Origin of the sequence: Falsigemmobacter faecalis (assembly GCF_003863335.1) — a bacterium.
Taxonomy (GTDB): Bacteria; Pseudomonadota; Alphaproteobacteria; order Rhodobacterales; family Rhodobacteraceae; genus Wagnerdoeblera; species Wagnerdoeblera faecalis.
Genome location: NZ_RRAZ01000008.1, coordinates 12,989 through 29,950, shown reverse-complemented (window position 1 = coordinate 29,950; position 16,962 = coordinate 12,989). Strand labels below are relative to the sequence as shown.

The window sequence follows — 16,962 nt, the reverse complement described above, 5'->3', positions numbered from 1 at the left end:
CATGAGCGATACAGTTTTGCAGGTGCGCGATCTGGCGGTTTCTTTTCGCACCGACCGCGGCTGGGTGCCATCAGTTGACAGCGTAAACTTTGCGCTGAAAGGCCGCGAGGCCCTTGGGATCGTTGGCGAAAGCGGCTCGGGGAAAAGCGTCACGGCGCTGTCGCTGCTGCGGCTGCATGACCCGCGCAACACCGCCATCACCGGAGAGGTGCTCTGGCAAAAGCGCGATATCCTGGCCATGGGCACCCGCGATCTGCAGCGCCTGCGCGGGCGCGAGATTGCCATGGTTTTCCAGGACCCGATCCACACGCTGAACCCGGTTCTGACCATTGCCGATCAGATCGGCGAAAGCCTGCGGATCCATCAGGGGCTGACCGGCAAAGCGGCCCGCCGCCGCGCGATTGAGCTGCTCGATCAGGTGCGGATCCCCGATGCGGCGCGCCGGGTGGATGACTATCCCCACCGCCTGTCGGGCGGTCAGCGCCAGCGGGTGATGATCGCCATTGCCATCGCCTGTCAGCCGAAACTGCTGATCGCCGATGAGCCGACCACGGCGCTTGATGTGACCGTTCAGGCCCAGATCATGGAGCTGTTGCGCCAGCTGCGCCAGGATCTGGGGATGGCGGTCATTCTGATCTCGCATGATCTGGGGCTGGTCTCGGAATTCGCCGATCGGGTCATGGTGATGTATGCCGGCCAGCCGGTCGAGCTTTCGCCCGCGGAGCCGCTGTTTGAGCGGCCTTTGCACCCCTATTCTGAGGGGCTTCTGGCGGCGATCCCCGATCTCGACAGCGATCTTGACCGCCTGCCCACGATCCCCGGCGCCATCCCGGAGCCAACGCGTCGCCCGCCAGGCTGCCGCTTTGCGCCGCGCTGCAGCTATGCGCTGGAAAGCTGCCGCAGCCAGGCGCTGCCGATGCTGGTGGCGGCGGATGGCCGCGCGGCCCGCTGCACCCGTCATATCCCTGAAAGGCAGGTCTCAGATGTCTGATCCCCTTGTCAGCATTCGTCATCTCAGCCGCAGCTTTGACATCGGCTCCGGCCGCAGCCGTCAGGTTCTGAAGGCGGTTGAGGATGTGAGTTTCCATATCAACCGCGGTGAGACGCTGGGGCTGGTGGGGGAATCCGGTTCGGGCAAATCCACCATCGGCAAGATGCTGGTCGGCTCGCTGCCGCCAAGCTCGGGCGAGATGGAGATCCTGGGCCAGACCATCACCGCCGGCTCCGGGCGGCGCGACTGGCGGCGGCTGCGCGAGCGGGTGCAGTTTGTCTTTCAGGACCCGCATGCGGCGCTGAACCCCCGGATGCGCGTCGGGCAATCCATTGCCGAGCCGCTGGAGATACAGGGCAAACTCAGCCGCGCCGAGCGGGTCGCGCGGGTCGCAGATCTGATGGATCTGGTGGGGCTGCCGCCCTCCTGGACGGAGCGCTTTCCGCATGAATTCTCGGGCGGTCAGCGCCAGCGCATTGTGATTGCCCGCGCCCTCGCGCTGAATCCGGAATTTGTGATCTGCGATGAAGCGGTGGCCTCGCTTGATGTCTCGATGCAGGCGCAGATTATCAATCTGTTGAAAGATCTTCAGGACCGCCTGGGGCTGAGTTATCTCTTTATTGCCCATGATCTGGCGGTGGTGCGGGCGGCCTCGCACCGCATCGCGGTGCTTTATGCCGGCCAGGTGGTGGAGACCGCGCCACGCAGTGATCTTTTCCGAACGCCACTGCACCCCTATACCCGCGCGCTGCTGGATGCCGTGCCGCGGGCGCGGCGGCGCGGCGAGCGTCCGCCGGTGCTGGGCGGCGAGGTGCCAAGCCTTCTGAATAAGCCGAAGGGCTGCAATTTCTCCACCCGCTGCCCGCTGGCAAACGACCACTGCCGCAGGGTGGAGCCGGCTTTGCGCAGCTTTGGCCCGCGTCAGGTCGCCTGCCATTTCGCCGGGGAGGGCGGTGATGCCATCTCTGCCGCCTGACAGCGGAGCGGTGCTCTCCGACACCGTCTATGAGCGGCTGCGCCAGGGGTTGATGCGGGCGGAACTCCATCCGCATCAACGGCTTAAGATCCGCGATCTCGCCCGCGAGATGGGCACCTCAGAGACGCCGGTGCGTGAGGCGCTGTTGCAATTGTCGCGCGATGGGGCGGTGGAAATCCGGCCGCGCTGTTATGTGCGCATCCGCAGGCAGAGCTTTCGGGACTATGCGCAGATCCGCAGGCTGCGCCTGCTGCTGGAGCCGCAGGCCGCCGAAGAGGCTTTGCCCTTCATCACCGCCGCGGATCTGCAGCATCTGAGCGCACTGCACGCCCGATTGATCGCCGCCGAAGCCGCGGCAGACTGGCCCGCCGCGCTGCAGGCCAATGCGGATTTTCATTTCACGCTTTATCGCCGCTCTGCCAATCCGCATCTGATCGGGGTGATTGAGACGCTTTGGATACGGATCGGGCCGATGCTCAGCGAACTCTACCCCCATGCCAGCCCGCGTTATCCCGGACGCCACCAGCATGAGCTGATCCTTGAAAGCCTTGGCGCAGGCAATCTGCCGGAGCTGCGCCGCGCCATTGCGCTGGATCTGACCGAGGGCGGCGCCCGCCTCAGAGAGCGGCTGCAGGCCGTTGAAAATTCCCCCGTTTAACGCCATCTGAGAGAGATCATCCTCATGAGCGACACGCCTTTTAAGTTTCCCGAGACCGGCCCCCATGCCATCCGTCCGATGGCGGTGCGCCGCATGTATGGCGATGAGCATTTTCTGGCGGATTACCGCTTTCAGTTCCCCCGCGAAGACCCCGCCCTGCCCGAAGTCTTCGTCTATACCGATGAGATGTCCTATGACCCCGGCGCTGTGGTGGAGTTTCACGGCTCCACCGATGCGAAAACCTGGTCGATCCGGATTTACCGCGATGGCCACCGCCCTGTCATGATGGTTGAGGCGGAGGATCTGCCGGGCAGCTTCACCCCCACCTCTGCCACCGCCTATCAGGACGGCTGCGACTGGCCGGTGGTCTTTCGCTGGCAGGTGCCGCAGGATGCGCCTTCGGGCTTTTACCGCGTGGTCTCAGAATGCCTGCGCCCCGACGGGCAGCGCTTTGTGCAGCATCACTTTGTGGTGGTGCGCCCGAAGCCAGGGCCGAAACCGGGCCGCATCCTTCTGATGCTCGCGACCGGGACCTGGACGGCCTATAATGACTGGGGCGGCGCGAACCATTATTTCGGCACCTGGGGGCCCAATGGCAATGAAAGCGCCCCGATCCTCAGTCTGAAGCGGCCCTGGACGCGGGGCATGATCTGGCTGCCAAAGGGGGCCGCACGGATCATGACCAATCCGCTGCCGGATATGGGCGATGCGCCGCGCTATCCCTCAAAGGAATGGGGCTATTCGGGCGGCTGGGGGCAGTTTTATGCCGCCGCAGGCTGGGCGCAATATGACCGCCATTTCGCCGTCTGGGCGGAATCCCAGGGCTTTGAGATCGATTACATCACCCAGACCGATCTGCAGTACCGTCCCGAAATTCTGAAAGATTACAGCTGCCTGACCAGTTGCGGCCATGATGAATACTGGTCGCATGAGATGCGCAGAACGGTTGAGGATTACGTCGCAGGCGGTGGCCATTTCGCCCGCTTTGGCGGCAATTTCGTCTGGCAGATCCGGCTTGAGAACGGCGGGGCCGAGCAGCATTGCTATAAGGCAAAGGCCAAAACCCATGATCCGGTGCGCGAGGATCCGGCGCGCAGACATCTGCTGACCACGGGCTGGGATTCGGCGGATGTGAACTGGCCGGGGGCCACCACCGTGGGGGTGAACGGCGCCAATGGCATCTATGCCTCCTGGGGCGGCTTTGCCCCGCGCGGCAACCGCGGCTTCACGGTTTACCGCCCCTGGCATTGGATTTTTGGCGAGACCGATCTGCGCTACGGCGATATCTTCGGCCAGGAGGCGCAGATCTTCGGCTATGAGGTCGATGGGCTGGATTATCAGTTCCATCAGGGCCTGCCCTATCCCGAACCCGGCCGGGGCACCCCGGAAGAGGTTGAAATCCTTGCCATGTCGCCCGCCACCCTCTTTGAGTTCCCCCATGAGGGTGAGGGGGTGCGCTATTACATCGGCGACAATGACCTCAAGGGCATCGCCCGCAAAGCCGGGGGCGACCCGGAGGAAGCTCTGGCGCGCTACCGCTTTGGCTCGGGCATGGTGGTCGGCATGAAGCGCGGCGCGGGCGAGGTCATCACCGCCGGAAGCTGCGAATGGGTCATGGGCCTGACGCGCAACTGCGCCCATACGACCACCATCACCCGCAACGTGCTGGAACGCTTTCGTCAAAGCTGATCCCGCCCATCGGCCCCTTTCCATGGGCCACCCCCCACCTCCCCGGAGCAATAACGTGAAGACAGACCTGGGCATCATTGCCGACGACATCACCGGAGCCCTTCTGATCGCGGGCGTTCTTGAGGGAGAGGGCATCGCCGCGCCGGTCTGTTTCTCCCCCGAAGCGGTTGAAAATGACGGCGATATCGCCGTCCTTGCCACCCGCACGCGACTGGTCCCGGTGGCAGAAGCCGAGGCGATGGTGACGTGCGCCGCGGCGGCGCTGAAAGCGGCGGGCATTGCGCGGATTGCCTATAAGGCCTGCGCCAGTTTCGATTCCACCCCGGAAGGCAATATCGGCCCTGCGGCGCGGATCCTCTCTGATCTCGCGGGCGGTGCGCCCGTGCTGATGAACGCAGGCTTTCCGCGCTTTCGCGCCACGGTGCATCACGGCTATCTTTTCTACCGCGGGCGGCTGGTCTCCGACTCCGTCAAGCAAAGCGATCCCGTCACCCCGATGAGCGATCCTGATCTGGTGCGGTTCCTGTCGCTTCAGACCGACACGCCGGTGGGGCTGATCCCCCATCTGACGCTGCTGCAGGGGGACGGCGCGACCGATGCCGCCTGGGCAGATCTGCGCGCCGCGGGCCACCGCTATATCCTGACCGATTGCAGCAATGATGAGGATGTTCAGCGCAGTCTGGCCCTGGCGCTGCGCCAGTCTGCGGTGGTGGTGGCCAGCGACCCGCTGGTCATTGGCTATGCAAAAGCGCTGGTGGCGGCGCGGCGCGATCTGACGCCCCCTGCCCCCGGCCAGCGCTCCGGGATTTCGGGGCCCGGCGCGGTTTTCGTCGGCAGCGCGGGCCCCACGGCCGAAGCGCAGATCGCCCGGTTTTCCGCCGAAGGACATGAGGTGCTGGCCCTTGATCTGCTGGACCCTGAAGCTGAGGCCCGCGCCCTCGCCTGGGCAGCCCCGCGTCTGGGCGAGCGGCCTTTTGCGATTGTCACCGCCCCCGACGCAGAGGCCGTCGCGCGGGCGCAGTCCGCCCTTGGGCGGATGGAGGCCGCGCGGCGGGCTGAAGGTCTGATTGCGGGGCTTGCCCGCGCATTGACCGCGCGCGGGCTGCGCCGTCTGGTGATCTCAGGCGGTGAGACGTCGGGCGCGGTCGCGGAGGCCCTCGGCCTGCGCAAAGTGCGCGCGCTGCCGGAAACCGCACTGGGGGCGGGGTTTTGTCAAAGCGAGGGCGAGACGCCCCTCGCGCTGTTCTTCAAATCCGGCAAGCTGGGCAGCGAGGATGTCTTTGCCGCAGCCCTGGCGCAGATGCGCGGTTAAGCGGCGGGAGGAGGCGCCTTTTCCGGCAGGATGGCCGGCTCAGCTGCCACCTCCAGCGCGGCAAGTTCCTCCTGCGTGGGCACTTTGGGGATCAGCACTTCGGGCAGAAAGCGCCGCAGATAGCTGACGGCCATGGCCGTGCCTTCGCGGCGCAATTCCTCGCTGATATAGCCATGACGACCATAGGAAAGCGACCAGATCCCTTCATTGGCGGAGGCCGCGGTTTCCAGCTTGAAGGGGAAATTCTCAATATAGGGCATATGGAAATAGGCCGCGAAAAGCCGCGCACGGCTGCGGGCAATCCGGGCGTTGCCGGAAAAATCCGCGGCGCGGATCGCCACACTGACGCCTGCGCCTAAGAAAAGCCGCAGGGCTGCGGGGCGGCTGTTTTGAAAGGCGGCAGCCCGGGCGTGTTTGCGCGCCAGCAATTCCTGCCAGGTTTCGGGCAGCGGCTCGGCAAAAGGCTCAATGGAGTTGCGGTAGATCTCTTCGTTGAACCGCAGCGCCAGGGCCTCAAAGGCGGCATTGCGGTTGGGGAAGAAGTGATAGACCGAGGGCAGTGGCACCTCAGCAGCCTCAGCGATCTGCGCGAGGCTGATATCTTCGTCGGTGTGCAATTCAAGCAGCTTTTCGGTCGCATCCAGCAGCAGGTTCACCCGCTCAATCCCGCGCCGCCGCATCGCCCGCCCCGAAACCACTTCCATAGCCACCTCTCATATGCGCTCAGCTTTGTCAGTAACCACAGAGCCGCCGTGACATCAATCAACTGCGGCAGGGGTCTGTGGCGGAGTCTCCTGTAAACCCGAATTATTTATCATGTATATCGCAATATGAGCGGCCAGTCCCGATATTCATGGTTGGAATGCCGAATTATCTGCGCTTAACCTGAAGTCAGGAAAAACGCGTTGAAAGGGGACTAGGGTGCAGGAGCAAAGCCTGAGGGAAGAGATCACGGCCCTGGTGGCGCGGTTTGAGGCCGAGGGGCTGAACCACGGCAGTTCAGGCAATATCTCGGTGCGCGCAGGATCGCGGACCCTGATCACCCCGGCGGGTGCGCGGGCGGCAAATCTGACGCCGGAGCGGATCGTCGCGCTGGATATTGAGGGCGCGCTTTGTGACGGCGGGGCGGATGTGCCCTCGACGGAATGGCGCATTCATACCGAGATCTACCGCGCAAGGCCCGAGGTCATGGCCGTGGTCCACAGCCATGCCGACAACTGTGTGGCGCTGTCATGCCACCACCGCCCGCTGCCGCCCTTTCATTATATGATCGCCGGTTTTGGCGGCGATGAGGTGCCCTGCGCGCGCTATCAGCCGCTGGGCTCAGATGCGCTGGCCTTTGCGGTGACAGAGGCGCTTGGCGCGCGGTATAAGGCCTGTCTGATGGCCAGCCACGGCATGGTAGCGGTGGGAACGTCGCTGTCGCAGGCCAGTGATCTGACGGTAAAGCTGGAGATGCTGGCGCGGCAATATCTGCTGGCCCGCCAAGCCGGAGAGCCGGTTTTGCTAAGCGAGGATGAGCTGCGGGAGGTACATCGCCGCTATGGCTATTACGGCCATTCCCGCATGCCGCGTTGAGGTGATCCTATGAAAATCACCGGAAAAACCCGCATCATGTTCATTCTGGCAGATCCGGTCGCGCATGTGATCGGCACCGATGTTCTGAACCAGGCCTTTGCGGCGCGGGGCCTTGATCTTGCCTGCTCGCCGCTGCATGTGCCGCCTGAGGGGCTGGCGAGCGTGCTGCAGGGGCTGCGGCAGATCCGCAATCTGGCGGGATTTGGCTGCACGATCCCGCATAAAGCGGCCGTTTTACCGCTGCTCGATCAGCTGACAGAGGAGGCCCGCGCCATCGGGGCGGTCAATTTCGTGCGCCGCGAAAGCGATGGCAGCCTGACCGGCACCAATGTCGACGGAGCGGGCTTTATGGCCGGACTGAAGGCCCAGGGCGTTGAGGTCACGGGCCGGCGCGCGCTTTTGCTGGGCGCCGGGGGGGTGGGGCGGCCGATCGCCTTTTCGCTGGCCCTGGCCGGGCTGTCAGAACTGGTCATCGCCAACCGCGATCTGACCCGGGCTGAGGATCTGGCCGAGGGGGTGCGCGCCCTGGTTCCCGGCTGCCGCACCCGGGCCTGCGAAAGCCGCGAAATGCCGCCGCCTGAGGGGTTTGATCTGGTGATCAATGCCACCTCGCTTGGCATGAAGCCCGATGATGCTTTGCCCTTTGATCCCCGCAGGTTGCAGCCGCAAAGCGTGGTTGCGGAAGTCATCATGACGCCCGCCGTCACCCCGGTGATGGCCATGGCCGCGGCGCGGGGCTGCCTTTGTGTGCCCGGCCTTGCGATGATGCGCCCGCAGGCGGGGCTGGTGGCAGAGTTTCTGGGGCTCTGACGCAAAAGGCCGCCGGTCTCCCGGCGGCCTTGGGACCCCTCAGAGGTGGCTTACTGCGCCAGCCATTCGGTCCAGCGGGCGCGCAGCGCGTCGCGGTTTTCACCGATCCATTTGAACTCGGGCTTCAGCAGCTGCGCATAGTTTTCGGGATAGGTCGCAAAGAGCTTTTGCTCGGCCTCATCGAGCTTCGACAGCCCGTTGGTCGCATTGGTGGCATAGAGTGCGGCGCGCATGAATTCCGGCTGGCCATCGGCATTGCCATAAAAGAAGTCGATGAACTTCAGCGCGCCTTCGGCATTGGGCGCATTCTTCAGAACCGAGAAATAGCCGGTATCGCGGATGCCACCGTTCCAGGCGATATCCCAGGGCGCGCCATCCTTGATCGCCGCCAGCGAGCGGCCGGAATAGGACATGGTCATCACCACCTCAGCGTCGCGCATGATCTGCGCCACCTGGTTGCCGGTTTTCCACCAGACCGAGATATGCGGCTTGATCTCATCGAGCTTTTTATAGGCGCGGTCGAGATCCATCGGGAAAATCTGATCGGGCGCCACACCATCGGCGAGCAGCGCCACTGCGGGCAGCCACCAGTCGCGGTCACCGGTATCGGGCAGACCGCGCGGTCCGGGGAAATCGGCGATATTCCAGAAATCCGCCCAGCTCTGCGGGGCTTTGTCTTTGAAAACTTCTTTGTTGTAGCTCAGCACCATGCCGCCGGTGGTGCGCGCCACGCCCTTGGCCTCGCAGGAGCCGGGAAGCCCGAATTCTTTGACATTCTTCAGCGCATCGCAGTCGATATCCATCAGCATATCGGCCCGGGCCACCAGATCAGGGCCGGTCGCGGTGACGATATCAAACTCCACCTTGCCCGAGCGCAGCATGCCTTCAGCCCGCGCCCATTGGTCGGGCACTTCGATGTCAAAGGGGATGATCTCGGTGCCGGTGGCGGCCTTGAAGGGGATATACATATGCTCTTCGAGCTTTTGGCGCATCAGCCCGCCGGTGGTGGCATAGACCACCTCATCGGCATGAAGCGCGGGCGCGCAAAGCAGCCCCAGGCTCAGCGCGAGCCCCGGCAAAGTGGCAGCAGTCAGGCGGGAAACAGACATCTAAGAACCTCCTGTTGGGGGGTGTTTATGGTTCAGACGGCGCGGCGGGGGCTTTGCGCTCTGCGGCGCGTTTCAGCAGCCAGCCCGCAAGAAGAACGACTATGGACAGCAGCGTGAGCAGCACGGCAATGGCAGGGATCACCGGGGTCAGATTCTGCTCGATATCGTCAAACATCATCCGCGGCAGTGTTTTGTCGCGAATGCCTGCCAGGAAGAAAGCCACCACCGGCTCGTCAAAGGAGATGATGAAGGCAAAGAGCCCGCCCGAGATCACATTGGGCAGGATGAGCGGCAGGGTCACCAGCCGAAAGGCAGTGACGCGCGAGGCACCGCAGCTCATGGCGGCATCCTCAAGGGCCGGATCCACCTGGCTCAGCGCCGCGGCCACGGTGAAAACCACGAAAGGCAGCGCAATCACCGTATGCGCCAGGACATAGCCCAGCCGCGTGCCCGAGAGCCCGGTCTGTTGGAAAAACAGATAAAGCGCCACCGCAAGTGCGATATGCGGCACCACGATCGGCCCGATCAGCAGGCCCTGGAACACCGCCCCCAGCCCGCCCGCGCCCCGCACCAGGGCATAGCAGGCGGCGGTGCCGATCACCGTGGTGCAAAGCGCCGTCAGCAGACCGATCTCCGCCGAGAAGCGCAAAGCGCCCATCCAGCGCGAAGAGGCAAAGAAGCTTTCAAACCAGCGCAGCGTATAGCCCTTGGGCGGAAAGGCCAGATAATCGGTATCAGAAAAGGCCATGGGCAGAATGATCAGGATCGGCAGCAGGATAAAGACCAGCACCGCATAGACAAAGGCGTTCAGCATCCAGTTCTGTTGGCTCATTTGCGGCCCCCCAGCATGCGGTCAAAGCCAAAAAGGCGCGAAAAGACCAGGGTGATCGCCGTAACAAACAGCGTCAGCAGCCCGACGAGTGCGGCGGCAAAGGGCCAGTCGAGATGCTCACGGATCTGCTGCGAGATCAGGGTTGAGATCATCATCTCTTTCGGCGAGCCGAGCAGCGAGGGGGTGATGAAATAGCCAAGCGCGGTCAGAAAGACCAGGATGAAGCCCCCGATCACCCCCGGCAGCGCCAGTGGCAGGGTGACATGCAGAAACCCGCGCCAGGGCGGCGCGCCACAGATCGCCGCCGCGCGGGCGTAATCGGCGGGGATATTGCGCAAAGCGCCATAGATCGGCAGCACCATAAAGGGCATCAGAACATGCACCATGGCCACCACCACAGCGCCCTGCGTATAAAGCAGTTTCAGCGGCTCTGCGGTCAGGCCAATGCCCTGCATCCCCTCATTAATCAGGCCCTTACGCTGCAAAAGCACCGACCAGGCGGCGGTGCGCACCAGCACCGAGGACCAGAAGGGCAGCAAAATACAGGCAGTGATAAAGGCCAGCTTCGGCCCCTCTGAGCGCGCCATCAACAGCGCCACCGGAAAGGCCAGCAGCAGCGAAACCGCCGAGACCCAGAGCGCAATCACCAGCGTGCGCCAGAGCACACGGGCATAGACCGGATTGTCGATCGCGCGCTGATAATGCGCAAGCGTCGGCTCCGGCTCCAGCACCGAGAGCGACAGAAGGCTCAGAAGCGGCCAGAGAAAAACCAGCGCAATCACCGAGAAAAAGGGCAGCATCAGCGCCGTGACCGCCGCTTTTGAAAGCCGCCGCCCCTCGGGCTGGAAAAAACCCGCAGCCATTATGCAGCCGCCGGATAAAGAAGCAGCCCCTCAGGCGGCAGGGCAAAGCCCAGAGGCGCGCCCGCAGCGGGCGGCGCGATCCCGGCAGAGGAGATCCGGGCGCGAAACTCGGTGCCGCCGGGCAGCTCAGCAATGATCAGCGTGCCCGCGCCGCTGTAGATCACATCGCGCACCACGCCCTGCAGATCGCCACTGCCCGGGGCCACCGGGCGCACGCGCTCGGGCCGGATGGTGAGCGTGGCGGGTCCGGGCGGCACGGGGGCGACCAGGGCCGTCTGCGGCACGGCCAGAGAGGTACCGTCGCTGAAATGCGCCCTTGCCCCGTCATAGCGGGCGTTCAACTGGTTCATCTCGCCAATAAACCCGGCGGCAAAGAGATTGGCAGGACGCTCATAAAGCTCACGCGCGGGGGAGATCTGCTGCAGCCGCCCGCTTTGCAAAATGGCCACACGGTCGGCCATGGTCAGCGCCTCACCCTGATCGTGGGTGACAAAAACCACCGTAATCCCAAGGCTTTCCTGCAGACGCTTGATCTCAATCTGCATCTCTTCGCGCAGGTTTTTGTCCAGCGCCGACAGCGGCTCATCCATCAAAAGAACGCGCGGATTATAAACGATCGCCCGGGCAATCGCGACGCGCTGCTGCTGCCCGCCCGAAAGCTGTTTGGGCAGCCGGTCGCCAAAAGCGCCCAGCCGCACGGTCTCAAGCGCGGCGGCGGCGCGGGCGCGGCGCTCTTCTTTGGCAACGCCGCGCATCCGCAGCGGAAAGGCCACATTGTCGAGCACCGACATATGCGGAAACAGCGTATAATGCTGAAACACCATACCAATATTGCGCCGGTGCGGCGGCACATGGGTGCAGTCCTCGCCGTCAATGCGGATCGTGCCCCCCGTCGGCGGCTCAAAGCCCGCCAGGGCCATCAGAACCGTCGATTTCCCCGAACCGGAGGGGCCAAGCAGGGCCAGAAACTCGCCGGGGTGAATATCAAGGTCCAGATGATCAATGGCCGTCACCTGGCCAAAAGCCTTGCGAAGTCCGCGTATTTCTATGCCCGTGCCGCGTTGCGTAAGCGTCATTCCCCGTCCCGTTCTCTGCCCGTCCCATGGCCGTGAAAGCCACCTCAGACAGGTTAACGCCAAAATGATATATCTCAAGAAAATTATGGCTATTTTCGGAAATCTTCGCAAGAGACCTGAGGCGCTGCTCACTTGTCATCGGGCTGCCATCCTGAGATTTAACTCGAATATATTCCTGAAATTGCTGCATTAAATTGAGTTGAGTGCAGTTAATTCACCACGTGTAGCGCCAAGGTTGCAGCAATATTAATCGAAATAATTTCCGCTAACTTCCGCAAAACGCTTGACAGAACCCGGTTGTATTTCCCCAACTGGAGACAGCCTGCCCGTGGGGATGATCCCCAGGGACAGCCATCTGTTACGGAGCGGTATATGACCCCGGCACCCCAGCATTCCCTGACCCCGGACCAAGATCTGCGCCAGCGCGCGGCAAGGGTAATTCCCGGTGGCCTTTGGGGCCACCAGCGCGCAGCCGCCGTGCCGCGCGGCTATCCTCAGTTCTTCAAAGGCGGCAAGGGCGCGCGCGTCACCGATGCCAATGGGCAGAGCTATATTGATTTCATGTGCGCCTGGGGGCCGATGGTGCTCGGCTATGGCAATGAGGTGGTCGACCGCGCAGCACTTGGCCAGATTGCCATGGGCGACAGCCTGAACGGGCCGACCCCGCATCTCGTTGAGCTGGCAGAGCTGATGGTGGAAACGATTCCCCATGCCGATTGGGCGATGTTTCAAAAGAACGGCACCGATGCGACGACGGCCTGCGTGACCATCGCGCGGGCGACCACCCAAAAGCGCAAGGTTCTGGTGGCGCGCGGGGCCTATCACGGGGCCGCGCCCTGGTGCACCCCCTCGCTTTTGGGGGTGACGTCAGAGGATCGCGCGCATCTGCTGCATTATGACTATAACGACGCCGAAAGCCTGAAAGCGGCCGTGGCCGAAGCGGGTGAGGATCTGGCGGCGGTCATCGTCTCGGCCTTCAAGCATGATCTCGGCAAGGTGCAATCCGCGCCCGATCGTGACTTTGCCACCGCCGCGCGGGCGCTGTGCGATGCCACGGGGGCGGCGCTGATCGTCGATGATGTGCGCGCGGGCTTCCGGCTGAACCTTGGCGGCACCTGGGAAGAGGTGGGGGTACGCGCCGATCTGTCCGCCTGGTCCAAAGCCATCGCCAATGGCTATCCGCTCTCGGCCGTCACCGGGGCGGAGCGTTTCCGCGAGGCGGCGGCGCAGATCTATGTCACCGGCAGCTTCTGGTATGGCGGCACCCCCATGGCCGCAGCCGTGGCCACCATCCGCGAATTGCACCGCCTGAACGGGCCCGCGCTGATGAAAGCCTCGGGCGAGGCCTTCCGTCAGGGCCTGAGCGAGCAGGCCGCGCGGCATGGCTTTGAGGTGGATCTCTCCGGCCCCGCCGCCATGCCGCTGATGAAATTTGCAGGCGACGATGAGCTGTCGACCCTCGGCGAGCAGTTCTGCCAGCAGGCCCTGGCCGAAGGGGTCTATCTGCACCACCGCCACAATATGTTCCTCTCAACCGCCCATGACGCCGCCGTCATCGCCGAGGCGCTGGAGCGGACGGAAAAAGCCTTTACCGCTCTGGCGCAGAACCGCCGGACCTGATCCTATAGCACTGCGCGGCGGCGGCGAAAGCGGCCGCCCGCAACAGGAAGCCGCGAGAGACGGCAGAGGGACATATGTCAGACAAGAGCTTTATCTACCCCGAGATGGGCCCCCATGCGGTGCGGCCCTGGAACGTCCGCAAAGGCTATGCGGATGAAAGCTATATCTCGGATTTTCGCTATAATTTCCCGCGCGAAGACCGCGAGCTTACGGAAGTCTTCGTTTATACCGACCGGATGTCTTATGATCCCGGCGAAACGGTCGAGCTGCGCGGCTCGACCACGGCGGACCGCTGGAACCTGCATATCTACCGCGATGGCTATACCCCCGAGATGGTGCATGAGGCCCGCGATCTGAGCGGCTCTTTCACCGCGACCTCAGAGACCGCCTATATCGACGGCTGCGACTGGCCGGTGGTTCACCGCTGGGAGATCCCGCAGAGCCTGCGCCCGGGCTTTTACCGCATTGTGGCGACCTGCCAGCGCAAAGACGGCAACCGCTTTGTGCATCATCATTTCGTCGTCGTGCGCGCGCGCAAAGGCGAAAGCCGCGCGAAGATCGTGATGATGCTCTGCACCGCGACCTGGCAGGCCTATAACGACTGGGGCGGCGCGAACCATTATTTCGGCACCTGGGGGCCGAATAAAAACGAAGGCTCACCGCTGCTGAGCCAGAAACGGCCCTGGTCGCGCGGCATGCTCTGGCTGCCCCAGGGGGCGGCGCGGGTCATGCAGGATGCCATGCCCGATATGGGCGATCACCCGCGCTATCCGACGCGGGAGTTCAGCTATACCTATGGCTGGTCGCAATATTATTCCTCAGCCGGCTGGGCGATGTATGACCGCCATTTCGCGATCTGGGCCGAAGAGATGGGCTATGATTTTGACATCATCACCCAGACCGATCTGCATCAACGCCCCGATCTTCTTGAGGATTATACCTGCCTCGTGACCGTGGGCCATGATGAATACTGGTCCTGGGAGATGCGCAAGGCGGTCGAAGACTGGACCGAACGCGGCGGCCATTTCGCCCGCTTCGGCGGCAACTTCCTGTGGCAGATCCGTCTGGAGGATGAGGGCGCGCGTCAGGTCTGCTACAAGGTCAAAGCGCCGAAGCTGGACCCTCTGGCCCAGGCCCCGGCGACGCAGCATCTCTCGACCGCGACCTGGGAGAGTGAGCTGGTAAACTGGCCGGGCGCTTCGACCGTGGGGGTGAACGGCTGCCATGGGGTCTATGCCTCTTGGGGCGGCTTTGCGCCGCGCGGCTCGCGCGGGCTGACGGTCTATCGGCCAGAGCACTGGGCCTTCAAGGGCACCCATCTGCGCTATGCCGATATCTTCGGGGCCGAGGCGCGGATCTTTGGCTATGAGGTGGACGGGCTCGATTATACCTTCCACCGCGGCCTGCCCTATGCGGTGCCCGCCCCTGGTATTCCCGATAACATCGAGATCCTTGCCATGTCCCCCGCCGTGCTGCGCGAGGATGAGCATGAGGGCCCGGGCCACCGCTATTATATCCGCGACGGCGATCTGTCCCAGGTGGCTGAGCTGGCGGGCGGCGATTACGATGAGGCTTACCGCAAGATGACGCTTGGCTCGGGGATGCTGGTCTCTATGGCCAAGGGCCGGGGCGAGGTTCTGACGGCAGGCACCTGCGAATGGGTGATCGGCCTGACGCGGCACTGCGCTTTCACGCAAAAAATCACCCGCAACGTGCTCGACCGGTTCTCGGGAAAATAAGCGCGGTGAATGAAAAGGGGGCGCGACAGATCTCTGCCGCGCCCCTCTTTCTTTGCGCTGCCGTCCTTATTCGGCAGTGATTTCCGACAGCGGCAGGTTGCAGCAGGCGCTGTAGCGCACGCCTTTGATGCCATCGCCATGCGCCAGCACCAGATTGGGCGAGACCATCGGCAGGATGATGCGGGCCTTCATCATCTCTTCACCCGCTTCAAACCAGATCTTCGCCGCCGCCTCTGCATCCGGGGCCGCAAGCGCCTGAGCCGTCAGCTCTTTCGTGCGGGTGCTCAGAATGGAAGGGTCCTTCGCGCCCCCCGCCCGGTTCGCCCAGACCGAACCTTCGCTCAGTCCGAAGACATCGACATATTGGCTCGCCCCGTAGAAATCCGGCGCAAAGAAAACGGCGGTGAAGGGGATATGATCGGTATTCGCGATCTCGCGCCAATTGGCGAGAGGCACCGGCTGAAGCTCCAGCTTCACGTTGATTTTGTTCAGATCCTGCTGGATCTTTTGCATCATCAGCGAGAAATCCACGCCGTAGACATTCAGATCCGGATAGATCGCCGGCAGGGTAAAACCGCCGGAATGGCCCTGCGCCGCCAGCAGCTCTTTGGCCTTTTCCGGGTTATACTGCGGCTCTTCATGGCCGTCACCGCCGGGGAACCCAAGGGGGATCGGCGAGGGCTGAATGCGGCCCTCGCCGCCAAGGGTGAAATCGATCAGCGAGGCGCGGTCAATCCCCAGCGAGATCGCCTCGCGCACCTCAGGACCCATGGGCGAAGGCGCGCCTTTTCCGGCGGGCGACAGCGCCACATAGACGAAGTTGAACGAGGGCAGCGTGGTCACGCTGACCCCGGCAACCCCCTGAAGCGAGCGGGCGGTTTCGGGATCAATCTGCATCGCCAGATCGACCGAGCCCGATTGCAGCATCTGCGCCTGGGCGACGGCATCTTTCACCTGGCGAAAGACCACTTCCGGCAGGGCGGGTTTTTCGCCCCAGTACGCGGCGTTGCGGGTCAGGCGCAGCTCAGAATTCGGCTCATAGCGGGTCAGAACGAAAGGTCCGCTGCCGGCCGAATTTTCCAGAAACCAGGTCTCTGCGCCGTCTTTATCGGCGGCGGTCTCATCGGCGAGCGCGCCATTGGCGGCGGCCACTTCGCTGTTAATGATGGCCATATAGCCCGCCGAGACCTGGCTCAGAAATTCAGAGCTGGGCTCGGTCAGGGTGATGACCACGGTGGCGGCATCGGGGGTCTCAATGGCGGCAATCGGCTCGGCCAGGAAAGAGCCGCTGGCCTTCATATGCTTCAGCCGCTCCAGCGACCATTTCACATCCGCCGCCTCAACCGCAGAGCCGTCAGAGAAAGTCGCCGCCGGGTTCAGCCGGAAGGTAAAGACCTTCTGATCGGGGCTGATCTCCCAGGAGGTGGCCAGCATCGGCACGACTTTGTTGTCGCGGTCCAGGGTGACCAGCTGCTCATAAACGGAAGTGTTGTAGATCTGGCAGGTGTCACACCAGGCCCGCGCCGGATCAAGCGCATTGATATCCATATCCCGCGCGATGATGAGCGCTTTTTCCGCAAGCGCCGCCCCCGGCAGGGTGGCCGCACCAAGCGCGGCGCTGGTAAGCAATAATTGCATCAGACGGGTCGTTGAGCGTTGCAGTCTGCCGATCATGGGTTTCCCCTCCCTGTGGCTGCCAGCGGTCAGTT

At 63.4% G+C, this 16,962-nt stretch carries 15 protein-coding genes; 9 read left to right on the top strand and 6 right to left on the bottom strand.

All coding sequences use genetic code 11. From position 1 onward, the window contains the following. The first annotated feature begins 1 nt into the window (after position 1). Genes EG244_RS06915 through EG244_RS06895 form a run of 5 tightly spaced genes read left to right on the top strand, consistent with a single transcriptional unit; the run spans position 2 to position 5,626 of the window. A complete protein-coding gene (locus EG244_RS06915) occupies positions 2–991 on the top strand; it encodes an ABC transporter ATP-binding protein (protein WP_124964282.1) in 990 nt (329 codons plus the stop codon). Next, positions 984–1,967 carry an ABC transporter ATP-binding protein gene (locus tag EG244_RS06910; RefSeq protein WP_199737842.1) on the top strand — a complete coding sequence of 328 codons (984 nt, stop codon included), beginning with the start codon at positions 984–986 and terminating at the stop codon, positions 1,965–1,967. Before EG244_RS06915 ends, EG244_RS06910 begins: the two co-directional genes overlap by 8 nt. Continuing rightward, on the top strand, positions 1,948–2,625 hold the full coding sequence (locus tag EG244_RS06905) for a GntR family transcriptional regulator (RefSeq protein WP_124964280.1): 678 nt from the start codon (positions 1,948–1,950) through the stop codon (positions 2,623–2,625). The genes EG244_RS06910 and EG244_RS06905 overlap by 20 nt, the downstream gene beginning before the upstream one ends. Positions 2,626–2,649: 24 nt before the next feature. Further along, positions 2,650–4,314: a N,N-dimethylformamidase beta subunit family domain-containing protein gene (locus EG244_RS06900; RefSeq protein WP_124964279.1), complete on the top strand. Its 1,665-nt coding sequence runs from the start codon at positions 2,650–2,652 to the stop codon at positions 4,312–4,314. Between the two features lie 55 nt (positions 4,315–4,369). Further along, positions 4,370–5,626 carry a four-carbon acid sugar kinase family protein gene (locus EG244_RS06895; RefSeq protein WP_124964278.1) on the top strand — a complete coding sequence of 419 codons (1,257 nt, stop codon included), beginning with the start codon at positions 4,370–4,372 and terminating at the stop codon, positions 5,624–5,626. Here EG244_RS06895 and EG244_RS06890 read toward each other — a convergent pair. Beyond that, a complete protein-coding gene (locus tag EG244_RS06890) occupies positions 5,623–6,330 on the bottom strand; it encodes a TetR/AcrR family transcriptional regulator (RefSeq protein ID WP_124964277.1) in 708 nt (235 codons plus the stop codon). The two genes, EG244_RS06895 and EG244_RS06890, sit on opposite strands and share 4 nt — an antisense overlap. Before the next feature lie 217 nt (positions 6,331–6,547). On the opposite strand from EG244_RS06890, the gene EG244_RS06885 reads away from it, so the two are divergent. Next, positions 6,548–7,204, top strand: coding sequence for a class II aldolase/adducin family protein (locus EG244_RS06885; protein ID WP_199737840.1), 657 nt, complete (start codon positions 6,548–6,550; stop codon positions 7,202–7,204). A 9-nt stretch (positions 7,205–7,213) separates the two neighbouring features. Then, complete coding sequence (locus EG244_RS06880; RefSeq protein WP_124964276.1) at positions 7,214–8,014, top strand: shikimate dehydrogenase family protein; 801 nt, start codon at positions 7,214–7,216, stop codon at positions 8,012–8,014. Between the two features lie 50 nt (positions 8,015–8,064). Here the strand turns inward: EG244_RS06880 and EG244_RS06875 are convergent, their stop codons facing one another. From EG244_RS06875 to EG244_RS06860, 4 genes are read right to left on the bottom strand one after another with little or no spacing between them, the layout of a single operon-like run. Then, a complete protein-coding gene (locus EG244_RS06875; protein WP_124964275.1) occupies positions 8,065–9,123 on the bottom strand; it encodes an extracellular solute-binding protein in 1,059 nt (352 codons plus the stop codon). Between the two features lie 25 nt (positions 9,124–9,148). Next, the gene (locus tag EG244_RS06870; protein WP_124964274.1) at positions 9,149–9,955 is read right to left on the bottom strand and encodes an ABC transporter permease; all 807 of its coding nucleotides are present in this window, start codon (positions 9,953–9,955) and stop codon (positions 9,149–9,151) included. Then, the gene (locus EG244_RS06865; protein WP_124964273.1) at positions 9,952–10,818 is read right to left on the bottom strand and encodes an ABC transporter permease; all 867 of its coding nucleotides are present in this window, start codon (positions 10,816–10,818) and stop codon (positions 9,952–9,954) included. The genes EG244_RS06870 and EG244_RS06865 overlap by 4 nt, the downstream gene beginning before the upstream one ends. Further along, entirely contained in the window at positions 10,818–11,894 is a 1,077-nt protein-coding gene (locus tag EG244_RS06860) for an ABC transporter ATP-binding protein (protein ID WP_124964272.1), read from the bottom strand. The genes EG244_RS06865 and EG244_RS06860 overlap by 1 nt, the downstream gene beginning before the upstream one ends. 372 nt (positions 11,895–12,266) lie before the next feature. Between EG244_RS06860 and EG244_RS06855 the strand changes: the two genes are divergently transcribed. Both EG244_RS06855 and EG244_RS06850 read left to right on the top strand, forming a co-directional pair. Further along, on the top strand, positions 12,267–13,514 hold the full coding sequence (locus EG244_RS06855; protein ID WP_124964271.1) for an aminotransferase class III-fold pyridoxal phosphate-dependent enzyme: 1,248 nt from the start codon (positions 12,267–12,269) through the stop codon (positions 13,512–13,514). A 74-nt stretch (positions 13,515–13,588) separates the two neighbouring features. Next, the gene (locus tag EG244_RS06850; RefSeq protein WP_124964270.1) at positions 13,589–15,253 is read left to right on the top strand and encodes a N,N-dimethylformamidase beta subunit family domain-containing protein; all 1,665 of its coding nucleotides are present in this window, start codon (positions 13,589–13,591) and stop codon (positions 15,251–15,253) included. A gap of 66 nt (positions 15,254–15,319) precedes the next feature. Here the strand turns inward: EG244_RS06850 and EG244_RS06845 are convergent, their stop codons facing one another. Continuing rightward, positions 15,320–16,927 carry an ABC transporter substrate-binding protein gene (locus EG244_RS06845; protein ID WP_124964269.1) on the bottom strand — a complete coding sequence of 536 codons (1,608 nt, stop codon included), beginning with the start codon at positions 16,925–16,927 and terminating at the stop codon, positions 15,320–15,322. Positions 16,928–16,962: the final 35 nt, after the last annotated feature.

Bases quoted from the DNA above. Each gene is read 5' to 3' on its own strand.
- EG244_RS06915 (WP_124964282.1), top strand. From the start codon at position 2: ATGAGCGATACAGTTTTGCAGGTGCGCGATCTGGCGGTTTCTTTTCGC.
- EG244_RS06910 (WP_199737842.1), top strand. From the start codon at position 984: ATGTCTGATCCCCTTGTCAGCATTCGTCATCTCAGCCGCAGCTTTGAC.
- EG244_RS06905 (WP_124964280.1), top strand. From the start codon at position 1,948: ATGCCATCTCTGCCGCCTGACAGCGGAGCGGTGCTCTCCGACACCGTC.
- EG244_RS06900 (WP_124964279.1), top strand. From the start codon at position 2,650: ATGAGCGACACGCCTTTTAAGTTTCCCGAGACCGGCCCCCATGCCATC.
- EG244_RS06890 (WP_124964277.1), bottom strand. From the start codon at position 6,330: ATGGAAGTGGTTTCGGGGCGGGCGATGCGGCGGCGCGGGATTGAGCGG.
- EG244_RS06880 (WP_124964276.1), top strand. From the start codon at position 7,214: ATGAAAATCACCGGAAAAACCCGCATCATGTTCATTCTGGCAGATCCG.
- EG244_RS06875 (WP_124964275.1), bottom strand. From the start codon at position 9,123: ATGTCTGTTTCCCGCCTGACTGCTGCCACTTTGCCGGGGCTCGCGCTG.
- EG244_RS06870 (WP_124964274.1), bottom strand. From the start codon at position 9,955: ATGAGCCAACAGAACTGGATGCTGAACGCCTTTGTCTATGCGGTGCTG.
- EG244_RS06865 (WP_124964273.1), bottom strand. From the start codon at position 10,818: ATGGCTGCGGGTTTTTTCCAGCCCGAGGGGCGGCGGCTTTCAAAAGCG.
- EG244_RS06860 (WP_124964272.1), bottom strand. From the start codon at position 11,894: ATGACGCTTACGCAACGCGGCACGGGCATAGAAATACGCGGACTTCGC.
- EG244_RS06855 (WP_124964271.1), top strand. From the start codon at position 12,267: ATGACCCCGGCACCCCAGCATTCCCTGACCCCGGACCAAGATCTGCGC.
- EG244_RS06850 (WP_124964270.1), top strand. From the start codon at position 13,589: ATGTCAGACAAGAGCTTTATCTACCCCGAGATGGGCCCCCATGCGGTG.
- EG244_RS06845 (WP_124964269.1), bottom strand. From the start codon at position 16,927: ATGATCGGCAGACTGCAACGCTCAACGACCCGTCTGATGCAATTATTG.